This is a genomic window from Mesorhizobium sp. B2-5-7 (assembly GCF_006440875.1).
GTDB classification, from domain to species: domain Bacteria; phylum Pseudomonadota; class Alphaproteobacteria; order Rhizobiales; family Rhizobiaceae; genus Mesorhizobium; species Mesorhizobium australicum.
On record NZ_VFUO01000003.1, the window covers coordinates 106,916 to 132,638 of the forward strand.

A 25,723-nucleotide genomic window follows, 5' to 3' on the forward strand; every position below is an offset into this window, starting at 1 on the left:
GAAAAGGGAGGAAGCTACGCATGAGGCGCCCCGCCATCTCCAGGAAATCGCGCTGGCCCCGCTGGGCCAGGCGCGGGTTGATGGAAAACATTGCCACGGCGCTGATCGCCATCGGCTTCCTGATGCTGTTCCAGCCCTTCGCGCTGTCGCTCTATACCTATTCCTTCATCACCATGCTCGCCGGCACGGTGATGTTCATCATCGTCTCGAAGTTCCCGGAATAATCATGGCCGAAATTCGCGTCCAACATCTGAGAAAGGCCTTCGGCGATTTCGTCGCCGTCCAGGGTTCCAACTTCGTCGTCGAGGACGGCGAGTTCTTCGTCATGCTGGGGCCATCGGGCTGCGGCAAGACGACGACACTGAGAATGATCGCCGGGCTCGAACTGCCGACCGGCGGCCAGATCCTGCTCGGCGGCGACGACGTCACCATGCTCAGGGCCCGCGAGCGCGACATCGCATTCGTCTTCCAGCTGTTCGCGCTCTATCCGCACATGAATGTGCGCAAGAACATCGGTTTTCCGCTCTTGGCGCAAGGCATGCCCTCGGCCGAGATCCGCACCCGCGTCGAGGAGACGGCGAAGCTTCTGCGCATCGACCATCTGCTCAACAAATCCGTATCCGGTCTTGCCGGCGGCGACCGCCAGCGCGTCGCGCTCGGCCGCGCCATCGTGAGGCGGCCGAAATGCTTCCTGATGGACGAGCCACTCGGCACGCTCGACACTGAATTCCGTGACCTAATGGTCCATGAGCTGCGCGAACTGCACAACCGCATCCACGCGACGACCGTGTACGTCACGCATGACCAAATGGAAGCCATGTCGATGGCCGACAAGATCGCAGTGATGAACCATGGCGTCATCGAGCAGTTCGGCAGCCCCCGCGAAATCTACGACCGCCCCGCTACCATGTTCGTGGCCGACTTCATCGGCTCGCCGCCGATGAATTTTTTGAAGTTTGGCGGCGGACTCACAAAAGGCGCGAAGGAGGTGGTCGTCCAGGGGGCGACAGTGGCAGTGCCAGAGGTGCGCGAGGACGTAGCGCCTGCCGACATGGCTCTCGGCATTCGCCCCGAACATATCCGCTTCGACGATGCATCCAAGCTGCGCGGCGCCATATACGGCACCGAATATCTCGGCACCACCCAGATCGTCGCGGTGGAAACGGCGGACGGCATCATCAAGGCGCGGGTGCCGGCCGAAATCCGGCTCAATGCTGGCGACCATGTCGGCCTGACTCTGAACGGCGCGCGGCTGTCGCTGTTCGAACAAGGCTCCGGGCGCGCGGTGAGAACGGCGATCCACGACACAGCGTCGTTGGGGAGAGCGCAGCATGGCTGACGTGCACATCAAAGGCGTGACCAAAAGCTTCGGCGACCATGTCGCCGTCAGCGGGCTCGACCTGCATATATCGGACGGCGAATTCGTCGTGCTCTTGGGGCCGACCGGCGCCGGCAAGACGACCACACTGCGGCTGATTGCAGGGCTGGAACGGCCGGATGCAGGCACGATCGAGATCGGCGGCCACAATGCCACGACCCTGTCACCGGCCGAGCGCGACACCGCCTTCGTCTTCCAGCAATATTCGCTCTATCCGCATCTGTCGGTGTTCGACAACCTCGCCTTCCCACTGCGCTCGCCGGCGCGGAAAATACCGGAAGACCAAATCCGCCGCCGGGTCGAGGAGGTCGCGAAGATGGTGCGCATCCATCACAAGCTTGCCAACCGTTCGACCAAATTGTCGGGTGGCGAAATGCAGCGTGTCGCCATCGGCCGCGCGCTGGTGCGCAAGCCTTCCATCTACCTGATGGACGAGCCGCTGTCGTCGCTCGACGCCAAGCTGCGCGCGGATCTCAGGCTCGAATTGAAGCGCATCCAGTCCGAGCTCGGTGCCACCATGCTCTACGTCACGCACGACCAGATCGAGGCGATGACCATGGCCGATCGGATCGGCATCCTCGCCGACGGCGTGCTGGTGCAGATCGGTTCACCACGAACCATTTATTCGGAACCGGCAAATCTGCATGTCGCTGCAAGGCTCGGCCAGCCGGCGATCAATCTTTTGCCGACTGGGCTGCTTCCCGATGGCGGCGCGCCGGCCGGCACCAGGACAATCGGCGCGCGCACCGAGCACCTGGCGATCGAGAAGGCCGTGAATGGCCATGCTGATGGCGTCGTCGACTGGGTCGAGCATCTCGGCGACCAGAACCATCTGCACGTGACGGTGGGGCCGAAGAAGCTGGTGACGCTGACCGATCCCGACACCGATCTGGCGCAAGGCGACAAGGTGGTGATCCGCTACCGCTCGCCGCTCTATTTCGGCGCCGACGGACAACGACTGATGTGAGCGGTTTCGGCGCCCCCCGCCAAGGCGACGCCGGCTTCTGATTGAAGATTGCGAATACGGGACGAATTCGATGAAGAACTTTTTCAACCGCAGGGAAACGATCGTCACCGAGGCCCTGGACGGCCTGTTGCGCACCATTGGCTCAGGCGACCTCGCGCGCCTCGACGGGTATCCCGAGATCAAGGTCGTGCTGCGCGCCGATTGGGACAAGTCCAAGGTTGCCGTCGTCTCCGGCGGCGGGGCCGGGCACGAGCCGTCGCATGCCGGCTTCGTCGGCAAGGGCATGCTGACGGCGGCGGTTTCGGGCGAGATCTTCGCCTCGCCGAGCGTCGAAGCGGTGCTGGCGGCCATTCGCGCGGTCACCGGACCGGCCGGTTGCCTGCTGATCGTCAAGAACTACACCGGCGACCGGCTCAATTTCGGCCTCGCTGCCGAGAAGGCGCGCGCCGAAGGTTTTGCCGTCGAGATGGTGATCGTCGCCGACGACATCGCGCTGCCCGACATCACCCAGCCGCGCGGCGTTGCCGGCACATTATTCGTGCACAAGATATCAGGCCACCTGTCGGAAGCCGGCAAGGACCTGGTATCCGTCGCGGCGGCCGCGCGTGCGGCGGCAAAGGATATCATCTCGCTCGGAATGTCGTTGTCGTCCTGCTCCATTCCCGGCCAGCCGCACGAGGACAGGTTTGGCGAAAACGATGGCGAGCTCGGCCTCGGCATCCACGGTGAGCCGGGCGTCGAGCGCATCGCGGTGCAGAGTGCCGACAAGCTGGTGGCTGTCATGGCGGAGCGCCTCGCGGGGCGGCTCGACACGAAGGCCGATCATGCCTTGCTGATCAACAATCTCGGCTCCGTGCCGCCGCTCGAAATGTCGCTGGTTGCCAATGCGGTGCTTGCCTCACCGCTGGCAAAGACAGTGAAGTTCACAATCGGTCCCGGATCGTTGATGACGGCACTCAACATGAACGGGTTCTCGCTGTCGCTGATCCGGCTCGATGCGGCACGCGAGGCCGCCTTGCTGGCGCCGGTCGGCCCGCACGCCTGGATGCCCGCCAAGCCGCTCGTTGCGCCCGCTGTCGTACCGATGGCGAAAGCAGCCGGACAAAGCGTGGCACACAGGGCCAGCCGGGATGCCGGCACCAGGCGCCTGATCGTCACGGTCTGCGAGAAGCTGATTTCGCTCGAAGCGGCATTGAACGGACTGGACGCCAAGGCGGGCGACGGCGACACCGGCTCGACGGTGGCGACCGGCGCACGAAGCGTTCTTGATCGGCTCGACACGCTGCCGCTTGCCGACCCCGCGGCGACCCTAGGTGCAGTGGGCGACATATTGAGCGCATCGATGGGCGGCTCCAGCGGGGTGCTGCTGTCGATCTTTTTCACGGCGGCCGGACGGGCCCTGGACGCTGGCGCCAGTGTGCCCAAGGCCCTGCTCGCCGGGCTTGAACGCATGACCTTCTACGGTGGCGCCAAACCCGGCGATCGCACCATGGTCGATGCGCTGGAGCCGGCCTTGAAGGCCCTCGACGGCAACGGCCTTGGCGACGCGGCGACAGCAGCCCGGCGCGGTGCGGAGGCCACCGCGGCCATGGAGAAGGCAAAAGCCGGGCGGTCCGCCTATGTCGGTGCCGGATTGCAGGGCGTGGTCGATCCGGGTGCTCATGCCGTGGCAGAGGTGTTCGCGGCCGCCGCCACACTGCTTGTCACGGCCTGACGCATGCACCAGTTGTCGAACGACCGTTCTTTCGCTACTGCCGGCAAGGTGCAAACCGGGAATTCGGGCGACATGACGGCGCTGGACCTTTCGAGGCTTATCACGGCCGCCGCGGATGCGATTGCCGCGCACGCCGAGGAATTGACCGCGCTCGACCAGGCGATCGGCGACGGCGACCACGGGCTGAACATGAAGCGCGGCTTCGACGCCGTACGGGCCGAGGCCGACGTGTTCGCCGCGAAGCCGCTGCCGGACGCCCTGAAGGCAATTGGCACCAAGCTGGTGATGACGGTGGGCGGCGCTTCCGGCCCGCTGTTCGGCACGCTGTTCATGGCGCTCGGCAAGGAGATTTCGGCGGAACCCGACCGCGCCAATCTGTCGGTTGCCTTCGGCAAGGCGATCGAAGCGGTGGCCGCGCGCGGCAAGTCGCAGGTAGGACAAAAAACCATGCTCGATGTGCTGCGGCCGGTGCATGATGCCTTGGCCGGGGGAAGGACGGCGGCTGAAATAGCCAACGTCGCCGACGCCGCGGCCGAAGCCACCGTGCCGATGAAGGCACTGCGCGGCCGCGCCTCGTTCCTCGGAGACCGCTCGATCGGCCATATGGATGCCGGCGCGCGCTCGACCGCGCTGCTGGTGCGCACGCTGGCGCAAATCATCGGGGGCAAGGCATGAGCAATGTCGGGATCGTGATCGTATCGCATTCGCCGCTAGTCGCCGAGGGCACGGCCGACATGGTACGCCAAATGGTCGGCGACGAGGTGCCGCTTGCGTGGTGCGGCGGAAACGGCCATGGCGGGCTCGGCACCAATGTCGAGGCGATCATGGGCGCCATCGACAAGGCCTGGTCGGACGCCGGCGTCGCCATTCTTGTCGATCTCGGCGGCGCCGAGACCAATTCGGAAATGGCGGTGGAATTGATCGGCGAGCCGCGTGCGCACAAAATCATCGTCTGCAACGCGCCGATCGTCGAGGGCGCGGTGATGGCGGCGACCGAAGCATCCGGCGGCGCCTCGCTCCGGGAAGTGGTGGCGACGGCGCACGAATTGTCGCCATCGTGAGCGAACGGGATTTTTGAAGATATGTCCGCAACCGCCGAAGCGACCGTCCTGATCACCCACGATGTGGGCCTGCATGCGCGTCCTTCGGTGAAGTTCACCAAGCTGGCCAAGAGCTTTGCCGCCGAGGTGGAGATTGCACTCGCCGCCAACGGCCCATGGTTCGATGCAAAAAGCATCGTCAAAGTGATGGCGGCCAAGGCGCCGAAGGGCACGGTGCTGCACATCAGGGCCAACGGCGATGGCGCCGATGATGCTATCCGGGCGCTGGTCGAACTGGTGCAGCGCGATTTCGACGAGGACGCCGGCCATGTCCGCTCGGCTTGAGGCCGATCCGCGCCTGCGCTCACCCGCTGGGAACGCGTGCCATGCGTATTGAGGGTGTTCCTGCCTCGGCCGGCTATGCCGAGGGACCTCTGTTCGACCTCGGCCAGCCCGCGGGCATTTACGTTAGCAAGGCAAGCTCCGTCGAGGAGAGGACGTCCCTGCAGGCCGCGATCGGCAAGGCGGTGAACCGGCTCGTGGCCATGGTCGGAACCGCCGAGAAAGATGCGGCCGACATACTCGAATTCCACATCGCCATGCTGGAAGACGACGCGCTGAGCGGGCCGGCCTTCGCATCGATCGCTTCCGGAACACCCGCCGACACGGCCTGGCGGCAGGCACTCGATGCCGAGATCGCCGGCTACGAGGCTTCGGACCAGGATTATTTCCGCGCCCGCGCCACGGACCTTCGGGATATCAGGGACCAGGTTCTGCGTGCCCTGACCGAGGACAGTGACCAAGCCGCGCCGTCCGGCGCCATCCTCTACGGCGAGGACATCGCGCCGACGCGCTTTCTCGAAACCGACTGGAGCCATGGCGGCGGCATCGCTCTGAAGGCAGGCAGCACCGCCAGCCATGTCGCCATGCTGGCGCGCTCGCGTGGCGTGCCGATGGTCGTGGGCCTGCGCGAGCCGCTCACCGCCGTTGCCGACATGGCACTGCTCGACGCGGAGCACGGCAATATCGTCCTGGCGCCCTCGCCGGCCGAGATCGGCTCGTTCCGGCAGTCATCCTCTTCCTTCACCGCCGGCCAGGGTAAGGCACGGACTTTTCTGGCGCGGCCGGCCCTGACAAAAACCGGCACGGCGGTGCGCGTACGGGTCAACATCGCCGATCCTAGGGATGTCGATGCCATCGACATCGCGACCTGCGACGGCGTCGGCCTGATGCGCACCGAATTCCTGTTCGGCAAAACGCTGCCGGATGAGGAGACGCAGTATCGTGCCTATCGCAAGGTGCTGGAATGGGCCGGCGAAAAGCCGGTGACGATCCGTACCGTCGATGCCGGCGGCGACAAGCCGGTGCCAGGCTTCACCGTCGAGGAAGGCAATCCATTCCTTGGCCTGCGCGGCATCAGGCTGTCGCTGGCCAGGCCCGATATATTCCGGATTCAAATCAGGGCATTGCTGCGCGCCGCGCCACACGGCAATCTCAAAATCATGTTTCCGATGATCGCCACATCAGCAGAGTATGAGAGCGCCGCCGCCCTGTTCGCCGAGGAGCGGGTAGCCCTTGCCGCGCGCGGCATCGCGCACAAGATGCCGCCGCTCGGCATCATGGTCGAAGTGCCTTCGGTGGCCATCGCGCCGGAGGCGTTTACCGGCGTCGCCTTCCTGTCGATCGGTTCCAACGATCTGACGCAATATGTGATGGCGGCCGCCCGCGACAATGCCGCTGTGGCACACCTGAATTCAGTCCGCCATCCTGCGGTGTTGAGGCTGATCGCCTCGGTCGCGGCCTTTGGACGGGAGACCGGGATCGCCGTCAGCCTGTGCGGCGATGCCGGCGGCGACCCCGCCTCGATTCCCTCTCTGCTGGAAGCCGGTCTGCGCGATCTTTCCGTGGCGCCGGCGCAACTCGCCATGGCCAAGGCGGCCATAGCCGACGTTCCGGTCTAGGCATGGCCGACATCAAACCCGAACCCGGTTCCGAAGAAGCGATCCGCGCCTACAAGACGATCCTGTCGCAGGTTATCGACCAGCGGCCGTCCGGCATGCGCCAGCGGCTCGCCGATGCGCTTGGCAAGCACCGCAGCTTCGTCACGCAGATTTCGAGCCCGAGCTACTCGATTCCCATTCCGTCGAAACATCTGCCGGCCATCTTTTCCGTCTGCCATTTCAGCCAGGCCGAGCGGGACCAGTTTCTTGCCGCCTATCACCAGGCACATCCCGGGAAGATCTCGGTCGCCTCGGGCGCGCGCAAGACAAGGCACGTTTCGCTCATCGTGCCGGATTTCGGCGACGACAAGCAGAATGCGGCGCTCGACCGAGCGATCAACGAATTCATCCAGAAGGTCACCAGCATCACCGGCAAGAGCGGCTGAACGACCCTTGATGCAGGCTATTTCGGGAGGAGACGGCCGTGAAGAAATTCATGAACTCGGTGGACACGGTACTGACCGAGAGCCTCGACGGTTTCGCGGCCGCCCATGCCGACATCCTTGTGCTTGGCGAGGAGCACAAATTCATCCGCCGCAAGATGCTCAAGCCGGGCAAGGTGGCGCTGATCTCCGGCGGCGGCTCCGGCCACGAGCCGCTGCATGGCGGCTTTGTCGGCCGTGGCATGCTGGACGCCGCCTGTCCTGGCCAGGTGTTCACCTCGCCGACACCGGATCAGATGCTGGCGGCCGCGCAAGCCGTCGACACCGGCGCCGGCTGCCTGTTCATCGTCAAGAACTACGAAGGCGACGTGATGAACTTCGAGATGGCTGCGGAGATGTCCGATGGCGTGCTGCAGGTCGTCACCAATGACGACGTCGCCGTCGAGAATTCGTCCTACACAACCGGGCGGCGCGGCGTGGCGGGCACGCTGGTGGTGGAAAAGATCGTTGGCGCCGCCGCCGAGCACGGGGTGGCGTTGCCTGCGTTGAAGACGCTGGGTGACCGCGTCAACGACGCCACCCGCTCGATGGGCGTGGCATTGACCAGCGGCACCGTGCCGGCTGCCGGCAAACCGACCTTCGACATCGGCGAAGGCGAGATGGAATTCGGCGTCGGCATCCATGGCGAGCCCGGCCGCCGGCGCGACAGGCTGAAAAGCGCCGATGCAATTGTCGAAGAAATCTGCGCTGCGATCCTGGGCGATCTCGACGACAGGGCGAAAGGACCCGCGCTGCTGTTCGTCAACGGCTTCGGCGGCACGCCGCTGATGGAGCTCTATCTGATGTACAACAGCGCCCGCCGGATTTTCGAGCAACATGGCGTGACGGTTACCCGGTCGCTGGTCGGCACCTATGTCACCTCGCTCGACATGGCCGGCTGCTCGATCACGCTGAGCCTGCTCGACGACGAACTGACGGAATGGTGGGACGCACCTGTCCACACCGCCGCGCTGCGCTGGGGCGTGTAAGGCTGGCTTCAGCCGTGCTTTTCTGCGACCATTCCGGACAATCCACATAACGATGGATTTGTCCGGATCGATGCTGCCGTCTCTTACTCCAGCTGAAGAAAAACTGCTGCTGCGCTTCGCCGATCCGGAGGCTGTGGCGGTCGGGGAGAATTTATCGGCGAAGGCCCTGTCTGCCCTGCTCGACAATGTCGAATTCCACGGCGTCCTCCCGATCATGCTGCGCAAGCTCGGGGAGCGTGGCGATGCGCACCTGCCGTCGGATACTGGTTTGCGAGACAAACTCGACGACCTGCGCCAGAGGGCGACGATCGCCACCGGCCAGTCGATGCTGCTTCAGTACCATGGCGACCGCATCATGAAGGGAATGGCGGCGGAAGGCATTCCGGCGCGGATCGTCAAGGGGCCGGTCTTCGCACGAAAACTCTACCGCAATGTATCCGACCGGCCTTTCACCGACATCGACATCCTGGTCGAGCCCGCCGACCTTGCGCGGGCAAACCGGGTGATTGCGGCATGCGGCTTCGAGCTTGCCAGCAACGAGGCCGAATCTTACCGGCTGCAGGAATTCAAATGGCTGGAAAAGGAGAATTCCAGCCTGCTGGTCGAGTTGCATGGCGACCTTGTGCACGACACCGGCATGCGGCGGCGCCTGTCGCTGGGTTTTCGCGAGCTTGGCATCATCGATGGCGGCGCGACGGATACGCCGGCCGCCCTTCTGACGATCGCCATCGTGCATGCCGCCGGCGGCCACAAATTCCACCGTCTGCAGCTTTGCGTCGACGTGCTGCAAGGTGTGAGGGCGCTGCAATCCCCGGTTTCGGAAACCCGCCTGCTTGACGCCGCGCGCATGACCGGCATCGAACTCGAACTTGCGATCGTGCTCAACGTAACCGGGCGGCTGTTCGACGAACCGCATGCGCTGGCACTCGCCGGGCGAATAAAGCCCGACCTGTCGATCCGACTGGCCAAGAAGCTGATCACGACCAACACGCTGCTCAGGGTCAATTCCCGGGAGAAGATCGGCTCGCGGCTACGCCGCGATGCCTTTCGCTGGATCCAGCGGCTGGCCAAGGCCAGGCCATACGCCGCTTGAGCGGACCGTCAGTCCAGTGATGCCAACGTAGCGCTTATCAGCGCCGCCGCATCGGCCGGACGCACGCCTACTTCCAGGGTAAAGGTCGGCACCGACGACACCAGTCCACGGATCGCCGCCAACCTGCGCTTCTGCAGCGGCAGCAGACCGGTCGCGCCGGTGCGGACATTGTCCATCGCCAGCGCCACCATCGCGTCGGTCCGGGCCATGGGCGCGAGCCGGGTCTCTTCGTCGCCGGATCGCGCAAGATGCAGGAGCGCTGCGACCGGACGGGCGGTCGGACTTTCGATTTTTACGATCCCACTCAGCTTTTCCAGCGAAACAGCCTGTTCGCCATTGCGGTCCCATGACAGACCGAGGCATGGCGCCATAAGCGGGATCATCCGCGCGGTCTTCTCATGGATCTTGACATGGCGCGGCAAACCCCAGGCGGCAGGCGTGGGGGAAGCGAGATTCAGGATCATGGCGTCGTCGGAGCACAGGCCGAATCCTTGCGTTGCCAAGGCCAGCGATGTGGTGGTCTTGCCGGTGCCGCTCGGGGCATGGACCAGCACGACGGCGTCGCGGCCCGGCAGCGTCAGCCCGGCCGTGTGCAGCATATGCTGGCCGCCTGCGTCGAGTGCTGCGTCCAACACCAGCATCGATGGCGTCCAGGCGGCCTTCGCACCGGGGCGAACCCGGAGTTCGGCCCAACCCTCCTCGTCATTGACGACAACGGCTTGGCGTTCGGGAAAGACGAGATGGACCGTGCCGCCATCCGCGATCATCCGGCAGTAGCCGTCCTCCGGTATCTCGCCCTCGAAGACGAGCGATCCGCCGGGCGCTTCGTCCAGAACGTCCGCCTCTGTGATCTCGAGACGAAAATCCGGCTCGACGGGACCTGTGACACGCAAGGTGCCCAGCATCCCGTCGAAATCCTGCCACAGGCCGGGCCGCTCGGCCGATATGCCGAGGATCTGGCCATTGAGGTCATAGAATACTGAAGGTCTGGTCAAGCGGAGCGCACCTTCGTGGCGGCGGTGGCGGGGTGACGGTAGATCTCGACCATGCCGGGAAGGCTGTCACTGACCACCGGCTTGCCGTCCAGGCACACCCAGCAATGCGCCGCCAGCCGCGACGCTTGCAGCGACTTCGGATCGACGCCGAAACGCAGCTGCGGATCGAAACCGGCAAGGCGCAGGAAGCGATGGCCGAGCAAGCCCTCCCGCAAGCATCTGCGGTCACGCATCAGCCAGGGATGACGCACGGCACGGTTGACGCGGGCGACAATGTAGGGGGCAGGCAGGCCGCGATAGGGCGCCGGCGAGGCGAGCGGCGCCCATTTCAGCACGTCCTCGAAGCTGCGATTGGCAATGAGAATTGGCATCAGCCGCGCGCTTGCCCAGAGATGACAGCGGAACAAGGCGCGCAGGAGAGGACCGTCCACCATCAAGCGGTGCCTTCAGCCATCAAGCCTGGAGCAGCGAGAATGCCTTCCGAGACCAGATCGCTGGCCAGCGCCGCCATGTCCTCGTCAAGCGTGCCCTTGTCGATTTCGAACTCCTCGCAAAGCAGGCCGACGATCTGGCCGAGGCTGCGCACGCCATCCACCTTGTCGAGAAAGGCTTCGGTCGTCCCGTTGCAGGTATAAAGCTGGCCGCTGCGCGCCAAAAGCACCACCGCGCCGTCGCCGACATGCTGAACCGAGGCATCGTCCGCCAGTCGCAGAACCGTTCCAGAGGCAATTTCCATAACGAACCCCAAAAGCCATGCAAAACCCGGAAATGAGATAGCGCGGTGGTGGGGCGCTGTCTATTGGTCGGCCGGGATGGCTCGCGTGGCTTTATTTTGCGGACATACTCTCGTGAGGCCGCAACATCCATCCAGAGTCGAAAATCGTCCCAGAAATAGTCGCCGGAAAGGCGCGCCAGGCAAGCATGCTGACCGGCGGCACCGTTGCTTTTCTTCCCTGAGATAAGGTAAGAACTCCCCGGGTCTTGGGGAGATAGCGTATGCGTTACAATTGGGAGCGAGCTCCGACTTTCGAACGTCATCGAAAAGCTCTGGCGACAGCCATTTTGATCTTCGGCGGCGTCGGTCTCATGCTGGTGGCCTTGCCGATCTAGCGCCGTCGACATTCGCCCAACGAATCCGGCTTGTTAGACGGCAATCGACGAATTGTTCAGCGGGTTGTTCGGTCACCGCTATGAAGCGGCGATCGCACCCTTAAAAAAGCCCTGGCTGAAGCGCTGCACCAGCACGACGATCACCGCCGGCTTGCCGGCCGGTGTTCACAGGATCCGACAGGCTGTAGGAGGTCGGACGGTTCCTCGAGCCTGGCCTCGATCGACCATTGATGGCGCATGCGCTCACATCCTCTCGCTCGATATCGTCGGACAGCGGGCATCCCGGTCAGGACAAGACCGGTTCAAACGAAAATCAGGGAAGACAGCGCCGGAAAAAACAGCATAGGCTGTTTGCAAAGACGGCAAATGGTTTCCGGGAGGGTACGGATGGCTTCACGCTATCACGAGATCTATGACGGCTGGAAACGCGACCCGGAAAAATTCTGGGCCGACGCGGCCGGCGCCATCGACTGGTATTCGCCCTGGAACAGGGTGTTCGATGCCACCGCCGGCGTCTACGGCCGCTGGTTCACCGGCGCGACCTGCAACACCTGCTACAATGCCCTTGACCGGCATGTCGCCGGCGGGCGGGCCGACCAGATCGCGCTGATATACGACAGCGCCATCACCGGCACGGTGAAAAAGTTCACCTATGCCGAACTGAAGCGCGAGGTGGTGGCGCTGACCTCGGTGTTAAAGAACCGCGGCGTCGGCAAGGGTGACCGCGTCATCATCTACATGCCGATGGTGGCGGAAGCGGCCATCGCCATGCTCGCCTGCGCCCGCATCGGCGCCGTGCATTCGGTCGTCTTCGGTGGTTTTGCCTCGCATGAGCTCGCCACCCGCATCGACGACGCCAGGCCGAAGCTGATCATCTCGGCGTCCTGCGGCCTGGAACCCGGCCGCGTCGTCGCCTACAAGCCGCTGCTCGACAAGGCGATAGAGATATCCCGCCACAAGCCGGACGCCTGCCTGATCCTGCAGCGCGACCAGTTGCGCTGCGAGCTCAGGGAAAACTACGACATCGACTATGCGGACGCGGTCGCGCGGGAGCGGGCGGCCGGCGCCAATGTCGACTGCGTTCCGGTGCTTGCCACCGATCCACTCTACATCATCTACACATCAGGCACGACCGGCCAGCCCAAGGGCATCGTTCGCGACAATGGCGGCCACATGGTGGCGCTGAAATGGACGATGGAAAACGAGTTCGGCGTGAAGCCCGGGGAAGTGTTCTGGGCGGCGTCCGATGTCGGTTGGGTGGTCGGCCATTCCTACATCGTCTACGGCCCGCTGCTGCATGGCTGCACCAGCATCCTGTTCGAAGGCAAGCCGATCGGCACGCCCGACGCCGGCACCTACTGGCGCGTTATCGCGGAACATGGCGTGGTTGCGTTGTTCACCGCGCCGACTGCCTTCCGCGCCATCAAGGGGCAGGATCCCAAAGGCGAGTTCGTGCCGAAATATGATCTGTCGAAATTCCGCACCCTGTTTCTGGCCGGCGAACGCGCCGACCCCGAAACCATCAAATGGGCGGAGCAGAAGCTGAACGTGCCGGTGGTCGATCATTGGTGGCAGACCGAGACCGGATCGCCGATGACCATCAACCCCGCCGGGCTCGGCCTGCTGCCGGTGAAGTACGGCTCGCCCGGGGTACCGATGCCCGGCTACGACATCCGCGTGCTCGACGATGCCGGCCATGAGGTGCCGCGCGGCACGCTTGGCAATGTCGTGGTCAAGCTGCCGCTGCCGGCGGGCTGCCTGCCGACCCTGTGGAACGCCGATGCCCGCTTCCGCCAGGCCTATCTCGATGAGTTCCCCGGCTTCTACAAGACGGCCGATGCCGGCATGATCGACGAGGACGGGTATCTCTACGTGATGGCCCGCACCGACGATATCATCAACGTTGCCGGCCACCGATTGTCGACGGGCGCCATGGAAGAGGTGCTGGCCGCCCATCCCGATGTCGCCGAATGCGCCGTCGTCGGCATCGCCGATGCGATGAAGGGCCAGATTCCGCTCGGCTTCGTGGTGCTGAACGCCGGTGTCGCGCGCGACGGCGCCGCCATCGAGAAGGAGGTCGTCGCGCTGGTGCGCGAGCGCATCGGCCCGGTGGCCGCCTTCAAGACCGTGGTGACGATCAAGCGCCTACCCAAGACGCGCTCGGGCAAGATCCTGCGCGGCACCATGCAGAAGATCGCCGACAAGGAAGCGTGGACGATGCCTGCAACCATCGACGACCCCGCCATCCTCGATGAGATCACCGCTGCCCTGACGGAGCGCGGAATCGGCGTCTAAGGAGCACTGCCGGACCTGACTGGAGCTACCGTTGCGCGATGTTGCGACGCGGCGAACTTTGTGATGACCGCTGGGCGCAATCGTAGATTGTGCGATGCAACATTCCGCCCTACAGTTCCTGCGGGGGGCCATTCGATTGGATCGCATGGCTCAGCAAAAAATAACTTTTGGCGGTATCGACATCCTGCGGTTTCTCGCCGCCGTGCTGGTCATGGTCTATCACTACGGCTTCTGGGTGTGGGCCTATCCCGACGGCATCTCGGCGCAAGCGACTGGTGGCGTTCCGGCGCAGCCTGGGATCGGCGCCTGGGTCGGGTCCGGCTGGGTCGGCGTCGAGATCTTCTTCGTCATCAGCGGTTTCGTCATTGCCTTCAGCGCCGAGAATTCGACGCCGCTGCGGTTTTTCGAGGCAAGGGTCAAAAGGCTGGCGCCGGCGGCCTGGATTTGTGCCCCGATCACCACGGCGCTGTTGCTGCTGATCGGCTTGAGCTGGCCGACCGATGCGGTGGTTCGGCTCGTGCGCACCGGCCTGTTCGCGCCTTATGGTCCCTGGGTGGACAGCGTCTACTGGACGCTCGGCATCGAAATCGCCTTCTACGCCATCGTCTGGATCCTGCTGCGGCTCGGCCGTTTCCATCTGATGGAAAGGGTTGCGATCGTCATCGGCATGATCAGCACGCTGTTCTGGTGCCTTTATTATCCGCTCGGCTGGTCCGCCTTCGCCGAGACGCGGTGGCTGCAGCTCGTGCTGGTGCATCATGGCTCATTCTTCGCGGTCGGCGTGCTCATCTGGCTGATGCGGTTCAAGGCGGTGACAGCGTCTCGCCTTGGCTTCTGCCTGCTGTTCCTCGGCGGTGGGGTGCTGCAGATCGCCAGCTCCGTCGACGTCCATAGCATCAAAGTCGGAGCCGTGATGCCGTACGGGCCGCCAATCTTGATCTTCCTCGCGGCCATCGCGCTGATGGCGTGGTCGCTCACGCTTGATCTCAGATGGAGCGGCTGGCGCCGGATCGGCCTGATGACCTATCCGCTCTATCTGATCCACGACGTCATCGGCGCGGCGATGCTCGGCGCCATGGTGCGCTCCGGGCTGCCTTATCTCCTGTCGATGGCAATGGTCGGCGCGACCATGATCGCGGCAAGCTGGCTGGTGGCAACCGAGGCCGAACCGCGCATCCGGCTGCTGCTCGACCACACGCTTTTCCGTTACCGGCTGAAGGCGGCATAGCCTCGAGCTATACGCCGCTCCGCTTCATGTCCGGCCGCATCAACGGCGGTCGGACGGCGCCGAAACTTTGCGCGATTCGGAATGAGAACCGCAGCGCAGGCCCAAGACATGACGGGCAACGGCCTTATCTCAGACCGCCGCCTTCGAACGCACTTCCGACTTGTCGAGATAATAGCTCGAGTACTTGTCGAAGAATTTCTCCGACGCGCCGAACGATCCGTATTTGGCGAGCTTCTTCAGGTCGACCTTGTTCAGCACCGCGCCGACGATCTTGTTGGCGACATAGGGCTCGGATTCCAGCATCGAGCGCACCATGGCGCGCGGCGTGCGGCCCCATTCGGTGACGAGCACGAAGCCGTCGACCAGCGGCGCGAAGGCCTTGGCGTCTACCACCGGGCCAAGCGGCGGCAGATCGACGACGATGTATTCGAAGGTCTCCTTGGCGTTTTCGATGAAACGACGCATGCCGGCCGAGGAGAGAAGCTCGCTGGTGTGCGAGAAATGTCCGCGCAGCACAGCCGGAATGATCGCCAGCTTGGTCTGCCTGTCGATCTTGCCGACGGACTGCCAGGTCTGGCCGCTCACCACCGCTTCCATCAAGCCTTGCTCGGCTTCCATGCCGAGGCTGCGGCTAAGGCCCGGATTGCGCAGATCGCCGTCGATGAGCAGCGTCCTGGAGCCATTGGCGGCGAGCAGCCCGGCGAGATTGGCCGCGACCGTCGACTTGCCTTCGCCGGGCAGGACCGAGATCACGCCGATGACGCGGCTGCCTTGCCCTTCCATCACCACATCGAAGGCGATCTTGGCGCTGCGCAGCGTTTCGGAGAACATCGATGCCGGAGCGTCGATGCTCACCCGCATCCGTGCGCGCCTTTCGATGGCGGCCGGCGATCTGGCGACCTTGAGATCGGGTTCGGCTGGCTTGTCTTCCTTGCTCGGTTTGCTGCCGATGGTCGGCAGGTAACCGAGGAATTTGAGGCCGACGCGGTCGCGGACCTCCTCGCCGGTCCTGAAGAACCGCTCGTTGAACTCGTTGAGGCCGCCGAAGCCGGCGCCCATCAGAACCCCGAGCACCAGCGAAAGGCCGAGGACGATGACGGTGCGCGGGCTCGAGGCGGCAAGCGGCGTCGACGCATCCGAGATGATGCGGATCTTGCCGACCGGGAAGGATTGCTGCTGCGCGGCTTCCTCGTAGCGTCCGAGGAACGTCTGGTAGAGCGTGGAGAGTGCCGTCGCCTTCTGATCGAGATCACGCAATTGGACCTGCGACTGGTTGTCGATCGAACTCTTGCCCTGCGCGGCGGCGACATTGGCCCTGAGCGCGGTCTCGCGCGCCAACGCCACCTCATACTCGTTGCGGTAGCTTTCGGTGAGCTGCTTCAGTTCGCCGAAGATCTGCGTCGAGATATCGGCCTTCTCCTTGGCGAGCGCCACCGCCTGCGGATGCTGCGGGCCGAAATTCGCCTCGACATCCTGCTGCCGTTTGGCGACCGTGAGGTAGCGGGTCTTCAACGCCGCAATGACCGAGCTGGCTGGCTGGTCGCTGGATATGGCGGCATCCTTGAAAGCGTTGTCCGAGCCGCTGTCGACGATCGACTTGTATTGCTGGTAACGGGCGCTGGCACGCGCGGTGTCGGCCTGCGCGACGATGAGCTGGGCGTTCAGGTCGGCGAGCTGCTTGTCGCTCATCAGCTGGCCGTCGCTGTTGGCGGACAGGCCGTGTTCGGCCCTGAATTTCTCGACCGCCAGCGATGCCTGCTGTGAGCTCTCGCGCAGCTCCGTCAACCGGCCCTGCAGCCAGACCGCCGCGCGCTCGGTGGCGTCGAAGCTGGCGTCGAGCTGGTCGGCGAGATAGGCGTCGGCATAGGCCTTGGTAATGGCCTTCGCCAATGCCGGATCCGTCGCCTGGTAGCCAAGCGCGATAACGTAGCTTCGCCCGACGCGATCCGCCCGGATCTCGTTCTGCAGTTTGAGGATCGCGTAGTCGCGGCGCGACGTGGCGATCAGCGCATCGCGCGCGGCGGGGTCGAGCTTGGTGATGTCGCCGACACCCGGCATGACCGGGCTGCTCGGACGAACATACTGGATCAGACCGCGGACCAGGCCAACGCCCTGGGCAAGGGCCGACTGGGGCGGGTTCATGAACGTGTCGTTCTGGTCGAGCTTGAGCTTGTCGACGACCACGGCGGCAAGCCGCGTCGAGGTCAGGATCTCGATCTGGCTCAGAATCGCGGAATCGGTCTGCATGGTCGTCGATGCCGCCGAGATGTCGTCGACGATCTTGTTCAGACCTTCATCGATCAGCACGCTGGAAACCGACACGAATTTTGGCGGCGTGGTCTGCAGATAGAGCATGCCCAGGAAAAGGCCGATGACGGCGCACACGCCAACCACCTTGGCCTGCCGTGCGGCCATGCCAAGCAGCCGCTCGATGTCGATGAAGTCGTCGCCGTCTCCTGCTTCCGAATTCGGCAATGGCATCCTCTTGTCGAGAGGAAAATTGGCATAGTTCATCTTCGGTCCAATTCTGGCTTGTCTCGCTCGCAGGCCCCGGAGAGATCGGGAGCATTGGCAGGCGCGACACACGCTTGGTGCCGGACAGCGCGGAGCCGGCCGGCCCCTGCGCCGTCAGCCACCCGACAATACTCCCGAAAGATGGGCATTATGCGGCTTCTTCCTGGCGTTCATGCGTCCGGACGAACTCCCGGAGCATCTCGAAAACCGGGCCCTTCATGTCGTCGCGCGCCAGCGCGAAGGCGATATTGGCCTGGATGAACCCTTCCTTGGACCCGCAGTCGAACATGCGCCCCTTGAAAGGCTGGGCAAAGAATGGCTGCTCCTGCGACAGGCGAACCATGGCGTCGGTCAGCTGGATCTCGTTGCCGGCGCCGCGCTGCTGGTTGCCCAGAAGCTGGAAAATTTCGGGCTGCAGGATATAACGGCCGTTGATGTAGAAGTTCGACGGCGCATTGGCCGGCGCCGGCTTTTCGACCATGGCCGTCACCTCGAAACCGCCGCCAATGTCGGCGCCACGGCCGACAATGCCATATTTGTTGGTCTCGGTGGGATCGCAACGCTCGACGGCGATGACGTTGCCGCCGGTCTGCGCATAGAGGTCGGTGATCTCGGCCAGGCATCCGCGCCCGCCGAAGGAAACCATGTCAGGCAAAAGCAGGGCAAAGGGCTCGTTGCCGATGACCTCGCGGGCGCACCAGACGGCATGGCCGAGGCCTTGCGGCGACTGCTGGCGGATGAAGGAGGTGGCGCCGGCCACCGGCAGCATGCTTTCGAGCGTCTCCAGCTGAGTCTTCTTGCCAGTTTGCTCCAGGGTTCCGATCAATTCCGGATGCAGGTCGAAATAGTCCTCTATGACCGCCTTGTTGCGGCCGGTGACGAAGACGATGTGCTCGATGCCGGCCTCGAAGGCCTCGTCCACCGCATATTGCACGACGGGCCTGTCGACGACGGGAAGCATTTCCTTCGGCATCGACTTGGTCGCCGGCAGGAACCGTGTTCCAAGCCCCGCCACCGGTATCACGGCCTTCCTGATTTTCTTCATCGCAAATTCCTTCTGAGGAGATCGACTACAGTCCATTCACAGGCCACGAAAAATCCCTCCATGTGCCTGCATCTTCACCTCCCCGCCCCGACGGCAAACTGTGCCGCTACTCTTCGCAACCGCACGGCGATCGGCATGCCCATATGCCTGACCGCCGCCGGGTCGCTGAGCGCCGTCCGGATCGCCTTGAGCGGGGACCGCGCCTTGATGTGCTGGACCATCGCCAGGAACGAGGCCGCCTTGCGCAGGCTGCGGCCGCGCCGGGCGAATGCCGCCTGCGCGGCCACGTCCATCGAATGGGTTTGAGCGAAAATCTCGTCGGCCTTGCGCATCGCCTCGACATGATGAGGCTCGAGCACGCGCGAGATGGAGCCGCTGCGGATATGATAGGCATAGCCGATTTCAGGCTCCACCACGCATCTGCCGCCCATGGCCAGGGCTTCGGCAAACAGGATGTAGTCCTCGCCGATCCTCAGCTTCTCGTCATAGCGAAGCCGGTTTTCGTCAAGGAACCGGCGCAGGAAGATCGGCTTGAGATAGCCGAGATTGAACTTCGATTCGAAGACGACGTTGCCGGCGATGTAGGTCGCCAGCGAAATCTCGCGCAGGCCTTCCAGATACCGGCGCGGGAACATCGCGTCCTGGACCACGCCGTCCTCACGGACGACCTGGAGATTGTCGACGGCGATCTCGGCGCCCGCTTTTTCGGCGCGGCCGATCATGGCGGCGACGCGTCCGGGAAAGACGGCGTCGTCGGCATCGAGAACCGCTATCCACCTGCCGCGGGCGGCGTCGAGCCCGGCATTCCTGGCCCCTCCGGGGCCCCTGTTCTTTTCCAGCGCCACGACGCGCACGACATGCTCGGGATAGGCCCTCGCCACATCGAGCGTGGCGTCACGCGACTTGTCGTCGACGACGATGATCTCAAGGCTGACGCCCTTCTGGGCGATGGCGCTGGCGACCGCCCTATCAAGTGTTGCCTCGGCATTGTAGGCGGCGATCACAAAAGAAACATCGGGTACGGACGAAACGTCAGGCTGCACGCTTGCCTCCTTCCCCTGGTGAAGGCTGGCCATAGAGGCGCAGTTCGCGGACACCGACAAGACCGCTGACAACGCCGACATGCATGATGCCGCGCAACACGCTGCGGTTCCTGCGGACCGGACTGGCTGCAACCGGAAGTGCCGCGGCGAAGCAAAAAGCGGCCTTTGCCGCGGCAAGGCCGGCCTGCTTTACTCGCGCGATGCCGCTGGCGCCGCGGCCCAGGAGATGACCGTGAGTCTGGCCAACCCGGAAGCGGCGGCGGCTGAGCCAGTCGAATGCGGCCCTGGCCCTCGGCACCGCCTCGTCCACCCATGCCTCCGGCGCAAAGGCGATCCGGCCGCCTGCCTTGTGCATCTGGTCGAAGAATTCGGTGTCCTCGCCGCCGGTCTGGCCGCGCGCCAGGCTGAAGCGGCGGCCGCGCAAGCTGTCGGATGCCATGCGCAGCAGGACGTTGCAGGTGTAGCCGGTGCGGATTTCGCCGTGCACGCGGACCGGCAAGGTGGAATGGAAATCGCCGCGGCGCATCCATTCCGGCGCATCCGGACGATAGAGCGCGCGCACCGGGCCGAGAACCGCGGCGGCGCCGCTTTTTTCGGCCGTTGCCACCAGTTCGGCGAGCCAGTGGGCCGTAGCGGTCTCATCGTCGTCGATGAAGGCCAGGAAATCGGCCTCGCTGGCCTCGAGACAAGCGTTGCGAGCGATCGAGATGTTGCGGGCCGGGCAATGCCGGTAGCGGACCGGCAACTTCAATTCCTGCGACAGCACCGTCACCAGGTCCCTGGCGCTCGGCGTGTCGTCATTGTCGGCGACGATGACGCCGACCTCGAAGCCGTCAGGCATGGCCAGGGCGGCAAGCGAGCGCAGCGTGTCGGCCAGTTCCGGCCGCCGGAATGTGCACACGCCGATGTCGATGCTGCGATGCTTGACCTCAACCGCCATCACGCCGCCCTCCGCCGCGTGCCGAGGCCGAGAAGCTGCAGCCAGAAGCCGACGGACCAGCCGAAATGCATGACCATCGCCGAGACGCCGGCAAGCGCGATATCGGCATTGCGCTGGCTGATGGCCGCCACCAGGCCGTAGCCCAGGCAAACCGCCACCCACAGCACCAGAGGCAGCGCCGCGATCCAGTGCAGGAAGGAGAAGGCCGCCAGCAGAACCACCGGGAAGACCGCCAGCGGCACCATCTGCCTAACCTTCGGGATCACACGATGTTTCAGCACATTCTTGGCGCGGCCGCGGCCATAGCCGAGATACTGGACATAGAGGCCGCGCAGCGAGGTCCGCGGATAATAGACCATCTGCGTCCTGCCGCTCATCCAGATCCTGTAGCCTGCCCGCCTCAGCCGATAGTCGAGTTCTGCATCCTCATTGTGGCTGAACGTCTCGTCATAGCCGCCGACGGCCTGGAAGGCCGATATCCGCATCAGTGCGTGATGGCCGTGGTCGACCCACTCCCCGGCGGAGAGATGGCGATGCTTGGAGCCGCCGGTGCCGAGCTTGGAGTTCTGCGCCGCCGCCGCCGCTTTCTGCACCGTGCCGCTGCCGCTGGTCAGCATCGACACCACGACCGAATCCGCCCCGGTCGCCAACGCCTCCTCGACCAGTCGGTCGCAATAGTCGTCGGGATAGCCGCCATGGGCGTCGATGCGGATCAGATAGTGCGCACCCTCGCCGAATTTGGCCACCGCCAGGTTGATCGCGGCGCTCTGGATGCGCTTTTCGTTGTGAAGCAGGATGATGCGAGGGTCGTTCCTCTGGCGCTCGCCGACAATGGCCAGCGTGCCGTCGGTGCTGCCACCATCAGCAACGACGATCCGCGCGCCAAGCCGTTCCGCCGCCGGGCAAAGCTGGTCGAGCAGCGCACCGATATGAGTCGCCTCGTCGAGACACGGGATCACGATCAGGGTGGAGGCAAGCGCTTGCGTCATCGGGCGATGTCCATCCTATGCCAGGGCCTCGGTCGCGAGCGGCCCGCGCACAGTGGTCAGGCCGCGCAGTTTTTCGACTAGCGCGCCGCAGTCGCTGCGATCGTAGCTCCACATCCTCGGATTGTGGGCCAGCACGCGCGCCTTCAGCCTGCCGAAGCGGTGCTGTTCCATCCCGCCAAGCGCGGTTTCGAGCGCTTCGGGCGTGGCCTGCGGCAGCAAAACGCCGATCTCGCGCTGCCGCAGGAACCGTCCGGTCTCGGTGTTGTCCATCGAGATCGGCACCGCGCCGAAGCGGCAGCCTTCATAAAGGCGGTTGGGCAGCAGCCATTCGGAGTTCTGTCCCTCCTCGAAGAAATCGATCGCCCAGGAGAAATGGACGTCGTGATAGATCGCCGCCATGTCCTCCGGGTTGCGGTACGGCCCGCGAAACGACATGTAAGGTTCGGCATCGACGAAGGCATGGAAATCCGGGAACTCGGAAAGTGCCGGGCGGCCGCGCAGCACGATTTCGAACCGGCCTTCCATGTGACGCGTGAAACCGGCCAGCAGTTCGAGCGAGCGGCGGCACCGGAGCGCCCCGAACCAGCCGATCCGCCACGGCGGAGCGAGAGGTCCTTCCACCGCCTCGCGCTCGGCGGGCAGAATCGCCGCCGCCTCGAAATACTTGTTCTCGACCAGTTCCACCGGCGCCGCGACCTGGCGGAAAGGCTTGAAATAGTTGGCGATGAAGGCGGGCGAACTGGTCACCAGCAGCCGCACATCCCGCGCCAGATGACGCTCGGTGGCGCGCAGCGCCTTGCCCAGGACATCGTCGCGAAGCACCAGGCGGTGAATGTCGAGACATTCGTAGACGATCGGGACAGCGGCGCCGAAAGCCGACCGGGCGCGGCGGGCCAGCGCCAGCATCTCCAGGTTACGCGCGATGATGATGTCGGGCTTCGGCACGTCCCTGAGCTTCGAACCTATCGAAACCGCTGTTTTTGCCACCGCCGCCAGGCGCTGGGCGAATCGCCCGTCGCGCGTCGCGCCAAGGTCGATTGGCCGCAAGCCTTCGATGTCGGCAATCGGAGTGGCGGCGCGGCGGAAGCCCGCCAGGGTAACCCGGGCGCCACCTGTCCTGAGCATCGTGATCCGCCGGCGAACCGCCGGGTCGGAAACATCATGTACCAGGTACAAGACATGCAGCATGAAAACTCGACCGCTGTTTGACCCACCCAGGGGAAGCCTAGTACAGCTCTTGCTGCATCGCAACATTTTTGGCGCACCGTTCCACGTTTTCTGTTGCACTGCAAAATTATTGCCGTAGTTTGTGGTCGGCGGCGGTTGTGGATTTCGGGGCTCCGAAATCCGCGCAAAGATCAGGAATCCTGAATTTGGAAGCCAATCCATTCGATCCGCCGGAAGGCTCACTGCGCAAATCGGTCGGCCGCGGTGCCGTCGTGACCGCAATGGCGCAATCGGTGCGGGTCGCTACGCAGATCATTTCCGTCATCGTGCTGTCGCGACTCCTGTCGCCGCAGGATTTCGGCGTCGTGGCCATGTGCGCTCCTGTGCTCGCCTTCATCGCCCTGTTCCAGGATTTCGGCCTGACCCAGGCGACCATCCAGAAATCGGGCATCCGGCATGAGGAGGTGAACTACCTCTTCTGGATCAATGTCGCCGTCAGCGCGGTCCTCGCCTGCGTGCTCGCGGGCGCGGCACCCCTGGTCGCCGCGTTCTATGGCGAGCCGCGCGTCGCCGGTCTGGTGGCGGCACTGGGATTGCAGATCCTGGCTTATGGCCTAGGCGCCCAGCATCTGGCTCTGCTGACGCGTCGCATGCAGTTCGGTCGCCTGGCGATCATCGACGTCGCCGGGGCCGTCGCGGGGCTGGCCGTCTCGATCGCCTGGACTTTCATCGACCGTTCCTACTGGGCGCTGTTTGCCGGCACGCTGACCGGCGCGGTGCTGCCGACGCTGTGCTACTGGGCCAGCTCGCGCTGGCGCCCAGGCATGCCGCGCAAGGTCGTCGGGATCAGCGAGCTGATCAATTTCGGTGCCGGGATCACCGGTTTCAATTTCGCCAATTTCTTCGCCCGCAATCTCGACAACGTGTTGATCGGCAAATACTGGGGCGAGGCCCAGCTCGGACTCTACGACCGCGCCTACAAGCTGCTCCTGTTCCCGCTCAGCCAGATCACCAATCCGCTGTCGAAGGTGATGGTGCCGGCGCTGTCGCGACTGAAGGACGAGCCGGACCGCTATCGCAGCGCCTATTTGCGCGTCATGCCGCTGATCCTTCTGGTGGCGCTGCCCGGCGTCGCTTTCGCCACCGCGATGTCGGATGTGCTGATCCCCTTCGTGCTCGGCGAGCAGTGGCGCGCCAGCGCCTCGATCTTCCTGGCGCTCGGCTTTGCCGGCCTGCTGCAGCCGCTCAACAATCCGGCTGGTTGGCTTTTCGTCAGCCAGGGCCGCTCCGGCGACTTCATGCGCTGGGGCATCATCACGGCGGTGACCTCGGTGCTTGCCTTCGCGCTCGGCCTGCCCTACGGCGCGCTCGGCGTGGCGGTCGCCTATGCGGTCAGCGAGTATCTGCGCACGCCCTTCCTATGGCTCTATGTCGGCAAGAGCGGACCGCTGCAAGCCAGCCATGTGCTGCGCACGGCAGCGCCGTTCGTGCTTGGCGCGCATCTGGCGCTTGGGGCGGTCTGGCTGGTCAAGCCGATGCTGCCGCAGCAGCATGTCGTCGCCTTGGCAAGCGGCGTCATCCTGGCCTACGCGATCACCATCGTCGTCGCGCTGACCTTCGCCGCCGGGCGCGAAGCCTTGCGGGAGGCCTTGAAAATGCTGCCGGCAAGGGCGCCGGCGGCGACGCCGCGCGAGGCGCAATAATTTCGGCGCCTTTGTCGTCTATCCCATATCCCACCCGAGCATCAGGCCTGATCCATGCACTACCGATCGATCTCCGACATGAACGACGCCATCGTGAGCAACCTTCATCGGCTGCCACGCGACATCGACCTGGTGGTCGGCGTTCCCAGAAGCGGCGTGCTGGCGGCGACGCTGGTCAGCCTTGCGGCCAACATTCCGATGACTGACCTGGACTCCTTCCTCGAAGGCAGGGTCTACACGTCAGGCATCACCAAGCGCCGCGCGGCCCTGGACCGCAAGGTTTCGGACATGCGCAAGGTGCTGGTGATCGACGACAGCATCGCCGGCGGTAATGCGATGCGCGACGCCCGTGCCCGCATCAAGAGCGGCGGTATCGAGGCTGACTACACCTTTGCCGCCGTCTTCGGCCTGGAGCCGGAGCATCAGGAGACCGATCTGGTGTTCGAGGTCGTGCCGCATCCGCGCATGTTCCAGTGGAACTTCATGCATCACAAATTCCTGGCGCAATGCTGTGTCGACATTGACGGGGTGCTGTGTCTCGATCCGACCGAGGCCGAGAACGACGACGGGCCTGCCTATGAAAAATTCCTCAGCGAGGCGCGGCCGCTTCATGCCGTGACCCACAAGATCGGCTGGCTGGTCACCAGCCGGCTCGAGAAATACCGTGCATTGACGGAGGCGTGGCTCGCCAAGCACGAGATCAAGTACGACAAGCTGATCATGCTCGATCTGCCGAGCAAGGCGGAGCGCCAGCGGCTTGGCGCGCATGGCAGTTTCAAGGCCGATTTCTATCGCAAATCCGACGCCATCCTGTTCATCGAAAGCGAACATGCCCAGGCGCTGAGGATTGCCAAACTGTCGGGGAAACCGGTCCTGTGCGTCGAGACGCACATGGTCAGTTTTCCCGATGCGCTGTCGCTGCCAGCACTTGGCCAGGCCGCGCGAAACCTGCCGGCGAGGCTGCGCCAGGTCAACTCGCAGGAGGGCCGCAAGAGCGCCGCCAAGACCATTGCCCGCGCCCTGCTCGGTGCACGCGGCTATGAAACGCTGAAGAACAGGGTCAAGCGCCCAGCCTGATGCAGAACCGATCG

The 25,723-nt window shown here is 64.3% G+C and carries 24 protein-coding genes; 15 read left to right on the forward strand and 9 right to left on the reverse strand.

The genetic code is table 11. The annotated features are described in order from the left end of the window. The first annotated feature begins 20 nt into the window (after nucleotides 1-20). The 11 genes from FJ543_RS14365 to FJ543_RS14415 all read left to right on the forward strand — a co-directional run bounded on the left by FJ543_RS14365 (nucleotide 21) and on the right by FJ543_RS14415 (nucleotide 9,603). Nucleotides 21-224, forward strand: a complete 204-nt coding sequence (locus FJ543_RS14365) for a hypothetical protein (RefSeq protein WP_140660525.1) — start codon at nucleotides 21-23, stop codon at nucleotides 222-224. A gap of 2 nt (nucleotides 225-226) precedes the next feature. Beyond that, the gene (locus FJ543_RS14370; RefSeq protein WP_140875658.1) at nucleotides 227-1,339 is read left to right on the forward strand and encodes an ABC transporter ATP-binding protein; all 1,113 of its coding nucleotides are present in this window, start codon (nucleotides 227-229) and stop codon (nucleotides 1,337-1,339) included. Further along, a complete protein-coding gene (locus FJ543_RS14375) occupies nucleotides 1,332-2,345 on the forward strand; it encodes an ABC transporter ATP-binding protein (RefSeq protein ID WP_140723247.1) in 1,014 nt (337 codons plus the stop codon). The genes FJ543_RS14370 and FJ543_RS14375 overlap by 8 nt, the downstream gene beginning before the upstream one ends. Before the next feature lie 70 nt (nucleotides 2,346-2,415). Next, complete coding sequence (locus tag FJ543_RS14380) at nucleotides 2,416-4,059, forward strand: dihydroxyacetone kinase subunit DhaK (RefSeq protein ID WP_140875660.1); 1,644 nt, start codon at nucleotides 2,416-2,418, stop codon at nucleotides 4,057-4,059. A gap of 72 nt (nucleotides 4,060-4,131) precedes the next feature. Then, a complete protein-coding gene (dhaL, locus tag FJ543_RS14385; protein ID WP_041163578.1) occupies nucleotides 4,132-4,734 on the forward strand; it encodes a dihydroxyacetone kinase subunit DhaL in 603 nt (200 codons plus the stop codon). Next, a complete protein-coding gene (gene dhaM / locus FJ543_RS14390) occupies nucleotides 4,731-5,120 on the forward strand; it encodes a dihydroxyacetone kinase phosphoryl donor subunit DhaM (protein ID WP_015314198.1) in 390 nt (129 codons plus the stop codon). The genes dhaL and dhaM overlap by 4 nt, the downstream gene beginning before the upstream one ends. Nucleotides 5,121-5,141: 21 nt before the next feature. Further along, complete coding sequence (locus tag FJ543_RS14395; RefSeq protein ID WP_015314199.1) at nucleotides 5,142-5,444, forward strand: HPr family phosphocarrier protein; 303 nt, start codon at nucleotides 5,142-5,144, stop codon at nucleotides 5,442-5,444. A 41-nt stretch (nucleotides 5,445-5,485) separates the two neighbouring features. Next, the gene (gene ptsP, locus FJ543_RS14400; RefSeq protein ID WP_140875661.1) at nucleotides 5,486-7,060 is read left to right on the forward strand and encodes a phosphoenolpyruvate--protein phosphotransferase; all 1,575 of its coding nucleotides are present in this window, start codon (nucleotides 5,486-5,488) and stop codon (nucleotides 7,058-7,060) included. A 2-nt stretch (nucleotides 7,061-7,062) separates the two neighbouring features. Further along, nucleotides 7,063-7,485, forward strand: a complete 423-nt coding sequence (locus FJ543_RS14405; RefSeq protein WP_140660519.1) for a hypothetical protein — start codon at nucleotides 7,063-7,065, stop codon at nucleotides 7,483-7,485. A 38-nt stretch (nucleotides 7,486-7,523) separates the two neighbouring features. After that, entirely contained in the window at nucleotides 7,524-8,510 is a 987-nt protein-coding gene (gene dhaK, locus FJ543_RS14410) for a dihydroxyacetone kinase subunit DhaK (protein ID WP_140875663.1), read from the forward strand. Nucleotides 8,511-8,580: 70 nt separating this feature from the next. Then, nucleotides 8,581-9,603, forward strand: a complete 1,023-nt coding sequence (locus tag FJ543_RS14415) for a nucleotidyltransferase family protein (protein ID WP_181173981.1) — start codon at nucleotides 8,581-8,583, stop codon at nucleotides 9,601-9,603. 8 nt (nucleotides 9,604-9,611) lie between these two features. Here the strand turns inward: FJ543_RS14415 and FJ543_RS14420 are convergent, their stop codons facing one another. The 3 genes from FJ543_RS14420 to FJ543_RS14430 are packed head-to-tail and all read right to left on the reverse strand — an operon-like array spanning nucleotide 9,612 to nucleotide 11,334. Beyond that, entirely contained in the window at nucleotides 9,612-10,598 is a 987-nt protein-coding gene (locus FJ543_RS14420; RefSeq protein ID WP_140875664.1) for a serine kinase, read from the reverse strand. Then, nucleotides 10,595-11,032, reverse strand: coding sequence for a lasso peptide biosynthesis B2 protein (locus tag FJ543_RS14425; RefSeq protein WP_140614927.1), 438 nt, complete (start codon nucleotides 11,030-11,032; stop codon nucleotides 10,595-10,597). The genes FJ543_RS14420 and FJ543_RS14425 overlap by 4 nt, the downstream gene beginning before the upstream one ends. Further along, a complete protein-coding gene (locus FJ543_RS14430; protein ID WP_140660516.1) occupies nucleotides 11,032-11,334 on the reverse strand; it encodes a PqqD family protein in 303 nt (100 codons plus the stop codon). The genes FJ543_RS14425 and FJ543_RS14430 overlap by 1 nt, the downstream gene beginning before the upstream one ends. A gap of 761 nt (nucleotides 11,335-12,095) precedes the next feature. On the opposite strand from FJ543_RS14430, the gene FJ543_RS14435 reads away from it, so the two are divergent. Then, nucleotides 12,096-14,003 carry a propionyl-CoA synthetase gene (locus FJ543_RS14435; protein ID WP_140875666.1) on the forward strand — a complete coding sequence of 636 codons (1,908 nt, stop codon included), beginning with the start codon at nucleotides 12,096-12,098 and terminating at the stop codon, nucleotides 14,001-14,003. 145 nt (nucleotides 14,004-14,148) lie between these two features. After that, nucleotides 14,149-15,231, forward strand: a complete 1,083-nt coding sequence (locus FJ543_RS14440) for an acyltransferase (protein WP_140875668.1) — start codon at nucleotides 14,149-14,151, stop codon at nucleotides 15,229-15,231. A gap of 129 nt (nucleotides 15,232-15,360) precedes the next feature. On the opposite strand, the gene FJ543_RS14445 is transcribed toward FJ543_RS14440, so the two are convergent. The 6 genes from FJ543_RS14445 to FJ543_RS14470 form a co-directional block, all read right to left on the reverse strand. Then, on the reverse strand, nucleotides 15,361-17,745 hold the full coding sequence (locus FJ543_RS14445; RefSeq protein WP_140614928.1) for a polysaccharide biosynthesis tyrosine autokinase: 2,385 nt from the start codon (nucleotides 17,743-17,745) through the stop codon (nucleotides 15,361-15,363). A 148-nt stretch (nucleotides 17,746-17,893) separates the two neighbouring features. Continuing rightward, a complete protein-coding gene (locus tag FJ543_RS14450) occupies nucleotides 17,894-18,790 on the reverse strand; it encodes a UTP--glucose-1-phosphate uridylyltransferase (protein WP_023772481.1) in 897 nt (298 codons plus the stop codon). Nucleotides 18,791-18,864: 74 nt separating this feature from the next. Further along, on the reverse strand, nucleotides 18,865-19,833 hold the full coding sequence (locus FJ543_RS14455; protein ID WP_140875670.1) for a glycosyltransferase family 2 protein: 969 nt from the start codon (nucleotides 19,831-19,833) through the stop codon (nucleotides 18,865-18,867). Continuing rightward, nucleotides 19,823-20,773, reverse strand: coding sequence for a glycosyltransferase family 2 protein (locus tag FJ543_RS14460; protein ID WP_140875672.1), 951 nt, complete (start codon nucleotides 20,771-20,773; stop codon nucleotides 19,823-19,825). Before FJ543_RS14460 ends, FJ543_RS14455 begins: the two co-directional genes overlap by 11 nt. Continuing rightward, nucleotides 20,773-21,762 carry a glycosyltransferase family 2 protein gene (locus FJ543_RS14465; protein WP_140791613.1) on the reverse strand — a complete coding sequence of 330 codons (990 nt, stop codon included), beginning with the start codon at nucleotides 21,760-21,762 and terminating at the stop codon, nucleotides 20,773-20,775. The genes FJ543_RS14460 and FJ543_RS14465 overlap by 1 nt, the downstream gene beginning before the upstream one ends. Before the next feature lie 15 nt (nucleotides 21,763-21,777). After that, the gene (locus FJ543_RS14470) at nucleotides 21,778-22,950 is read right to left on the reverse strand and encodes a glycosyltransferase family 4 protein (protein ID WP_140791611.1); all 1,173 of its coding nucleotides are present in this window, start codon (nucleotides 22,948-22,950) and stop codon (nucleotides 21,778-21,780) included. Between the two features lie 185 nt (nucleotides 22,951-23,135). Here FJ543_RS14470 and FJ543_RS14475 point away from each other — a divergent pair, with 185 nt between their 5' ends. Both FJ543_RS14475 and FJ543_RS14480 read left to right on the forward strand, forming a co-directional pair. Further along, nucleotides 23,136-24,632: a lipopolysaccharide biosynthesis protein gene (locus tag FJ543_RS14475; protein ID WP_140614933.1), complete on the forward strand. Its 1,497-nt coding sequence runs from the start codon at nucleotides 23,136-23,138 to the stop codon at nucleotides 24,630-24,632. Nucleotides 24,633-24,686: 54 nt separating this feature from the next. Next, nucleotides 24,687-25,709: a phosphoribosyltransferase family protein gene (locus FJ543_RS14480; protein ID WP_015314216.1), complete on the forward strand. Its 1,023-nt coding sequence runs from the start codon at nucleotides 24,687-24,689 to the stop codon at nucleotides 25,707-25,709. Nucleotides 25,710-25,723 lie beyond the last annotated feature (14 nt).

Bases quoted from the DNA above. Each gene is read 5' to 3' on its own strand.
- dhaL (WP_041163578.1), top strand. From the start codon at position 4,132: ATGACGGCGCTGGACCTTTCGAGGCTTATCACGGCCGCCGCGGATGCG.
- FJ543_RS14380 (WP_140875660.1), top strand. From the start codon at position 2,416: ATGAAGAACTTTTTCAACCGCAGGGAAACGATCGTCACCGAGGCCCTG.
- FJ543_RS14465 (WP_140791613.1), bottom strand. From the start codon at position 21,762: ATGACGCAAGCGCTTGCCTCCACCCTGATCGTGATCCCGTGTCTCGAC.
- dhaM (WP_015314198.1), top strand. From the start codon at position 4,731: ATGAGCAATGTCGGGATCGTGATCGTATCGCATTCGCCGCTAGTCGCC.
- FJ543_RS14405 (WP_140660519.1), top strand. From the start codon at position 7,063: ATGGCCGACATCAAACCCGAACCCGGTTCCGAAGAAGCGATCCGCGCC.
- FJ543_RS14440 (WP_140875668.1), top strand. From the start codon at position 14,149: ATGGCTCAGCAAAAAATAACTTTTGGCGGTATCGACATCCTGCGGTTT.
- FJ543_RS14425 (WP_140614927.1), bottom strand. From the start codon at position 11,032: ATGGTGGACGGTCCTCTCCTGCGCGCCTTGTTCCGCTGTCATCTCTGG.
- FJ543_RS14480 (WP_015314216.1), top strand. From the start codon at position 24,687: ATGCACTACCGATCGATCTCCGACATGAACGACGCCATCGTGAGCAAC.
- FJ543_RS14445 (WP_140614928.1), bottom strand. From the start codon at position 17,745: ATGAACTATGCCAATTTTCCTCTCGACAAGAGGATGCCATTGCCGAAT.
- FJ543_RS14430 (WP_140660516.1), bottom strand. From the start codon at position 11,334: ATGGAAATTGCCTCTGGAACGGTTCTGCGACTGGCGGACGATGCCTCG.
- FJ543_RS14460 (WP_140875672.1), bottom strand. From the start codon at position 20,773: ATGGCGGTTGAGGTCAAGCATCGCAGCATCGACATCGGCGTGTGCACA.
- FJ543_RS14375 (WP_140723247.1), top strand. From the start codon at position 1,332: ATGGCTGACGTGCACATCAAAGGCGTGACCAAAAGCTTCGGCGACCAT.
- FJ543_RS14450 (WP_023772481.1), bottom strand. From the start codon at position 18,790: ATGAAGAAAATCAGGAAGGCCGTGATACCGGTGGCGGGGCTTGGAACA.
- FJ543_RS14365 (WP_140660525.1), top strand. From the start codon at position 21: ATGAGGCGCCCCGCCATCTCCAGGAAATCGCGCTGGCCCCGCTGGGCC.
- FJ543_RS14395 (WP_015314199.1), top strand. From the start codon at position 5,142: ATGTCCGCAACCGCCGAAGCGACCGTCCTGATCACCCACGATGTGGGC.
- ptsP (WP_140875661.1), top strand. From the start codon at position 5,486: ATGCGTATTGAGGGTGTTCCTGCCTCGGCCGGCTATGCCGAGGGACCT.
- FJ543_RS14470 (WP_140791611.1), bottom strand. From the start codon at position 22,950: ATGCTGCATGTCTTGTACCTGGTACATGATGTTTCCGACCCGGCGGTT.
- FJ543_RS14435 (WP_140875666.1), top strand. From the start codon at position 12,096: ATGGCTTCACGCTATCACGAGATCTATGACGGCTGGAAACGCGACCCG.
- FJ543_RS14370 (WP_140875658.1), top strand. From the start codon at position 227: ATGGCCGAAATTCGCGTCCAACATCTGAGAAAGGCCTTCGGCGATTTC.
- FJ543_RS14415 (WP_181173981.1), top strand. From the start codon at position 8,581: ATGCTGCCGTCTCTTACTCCAGCTGAAGAAAAACTGCTGCTGCGCTTC.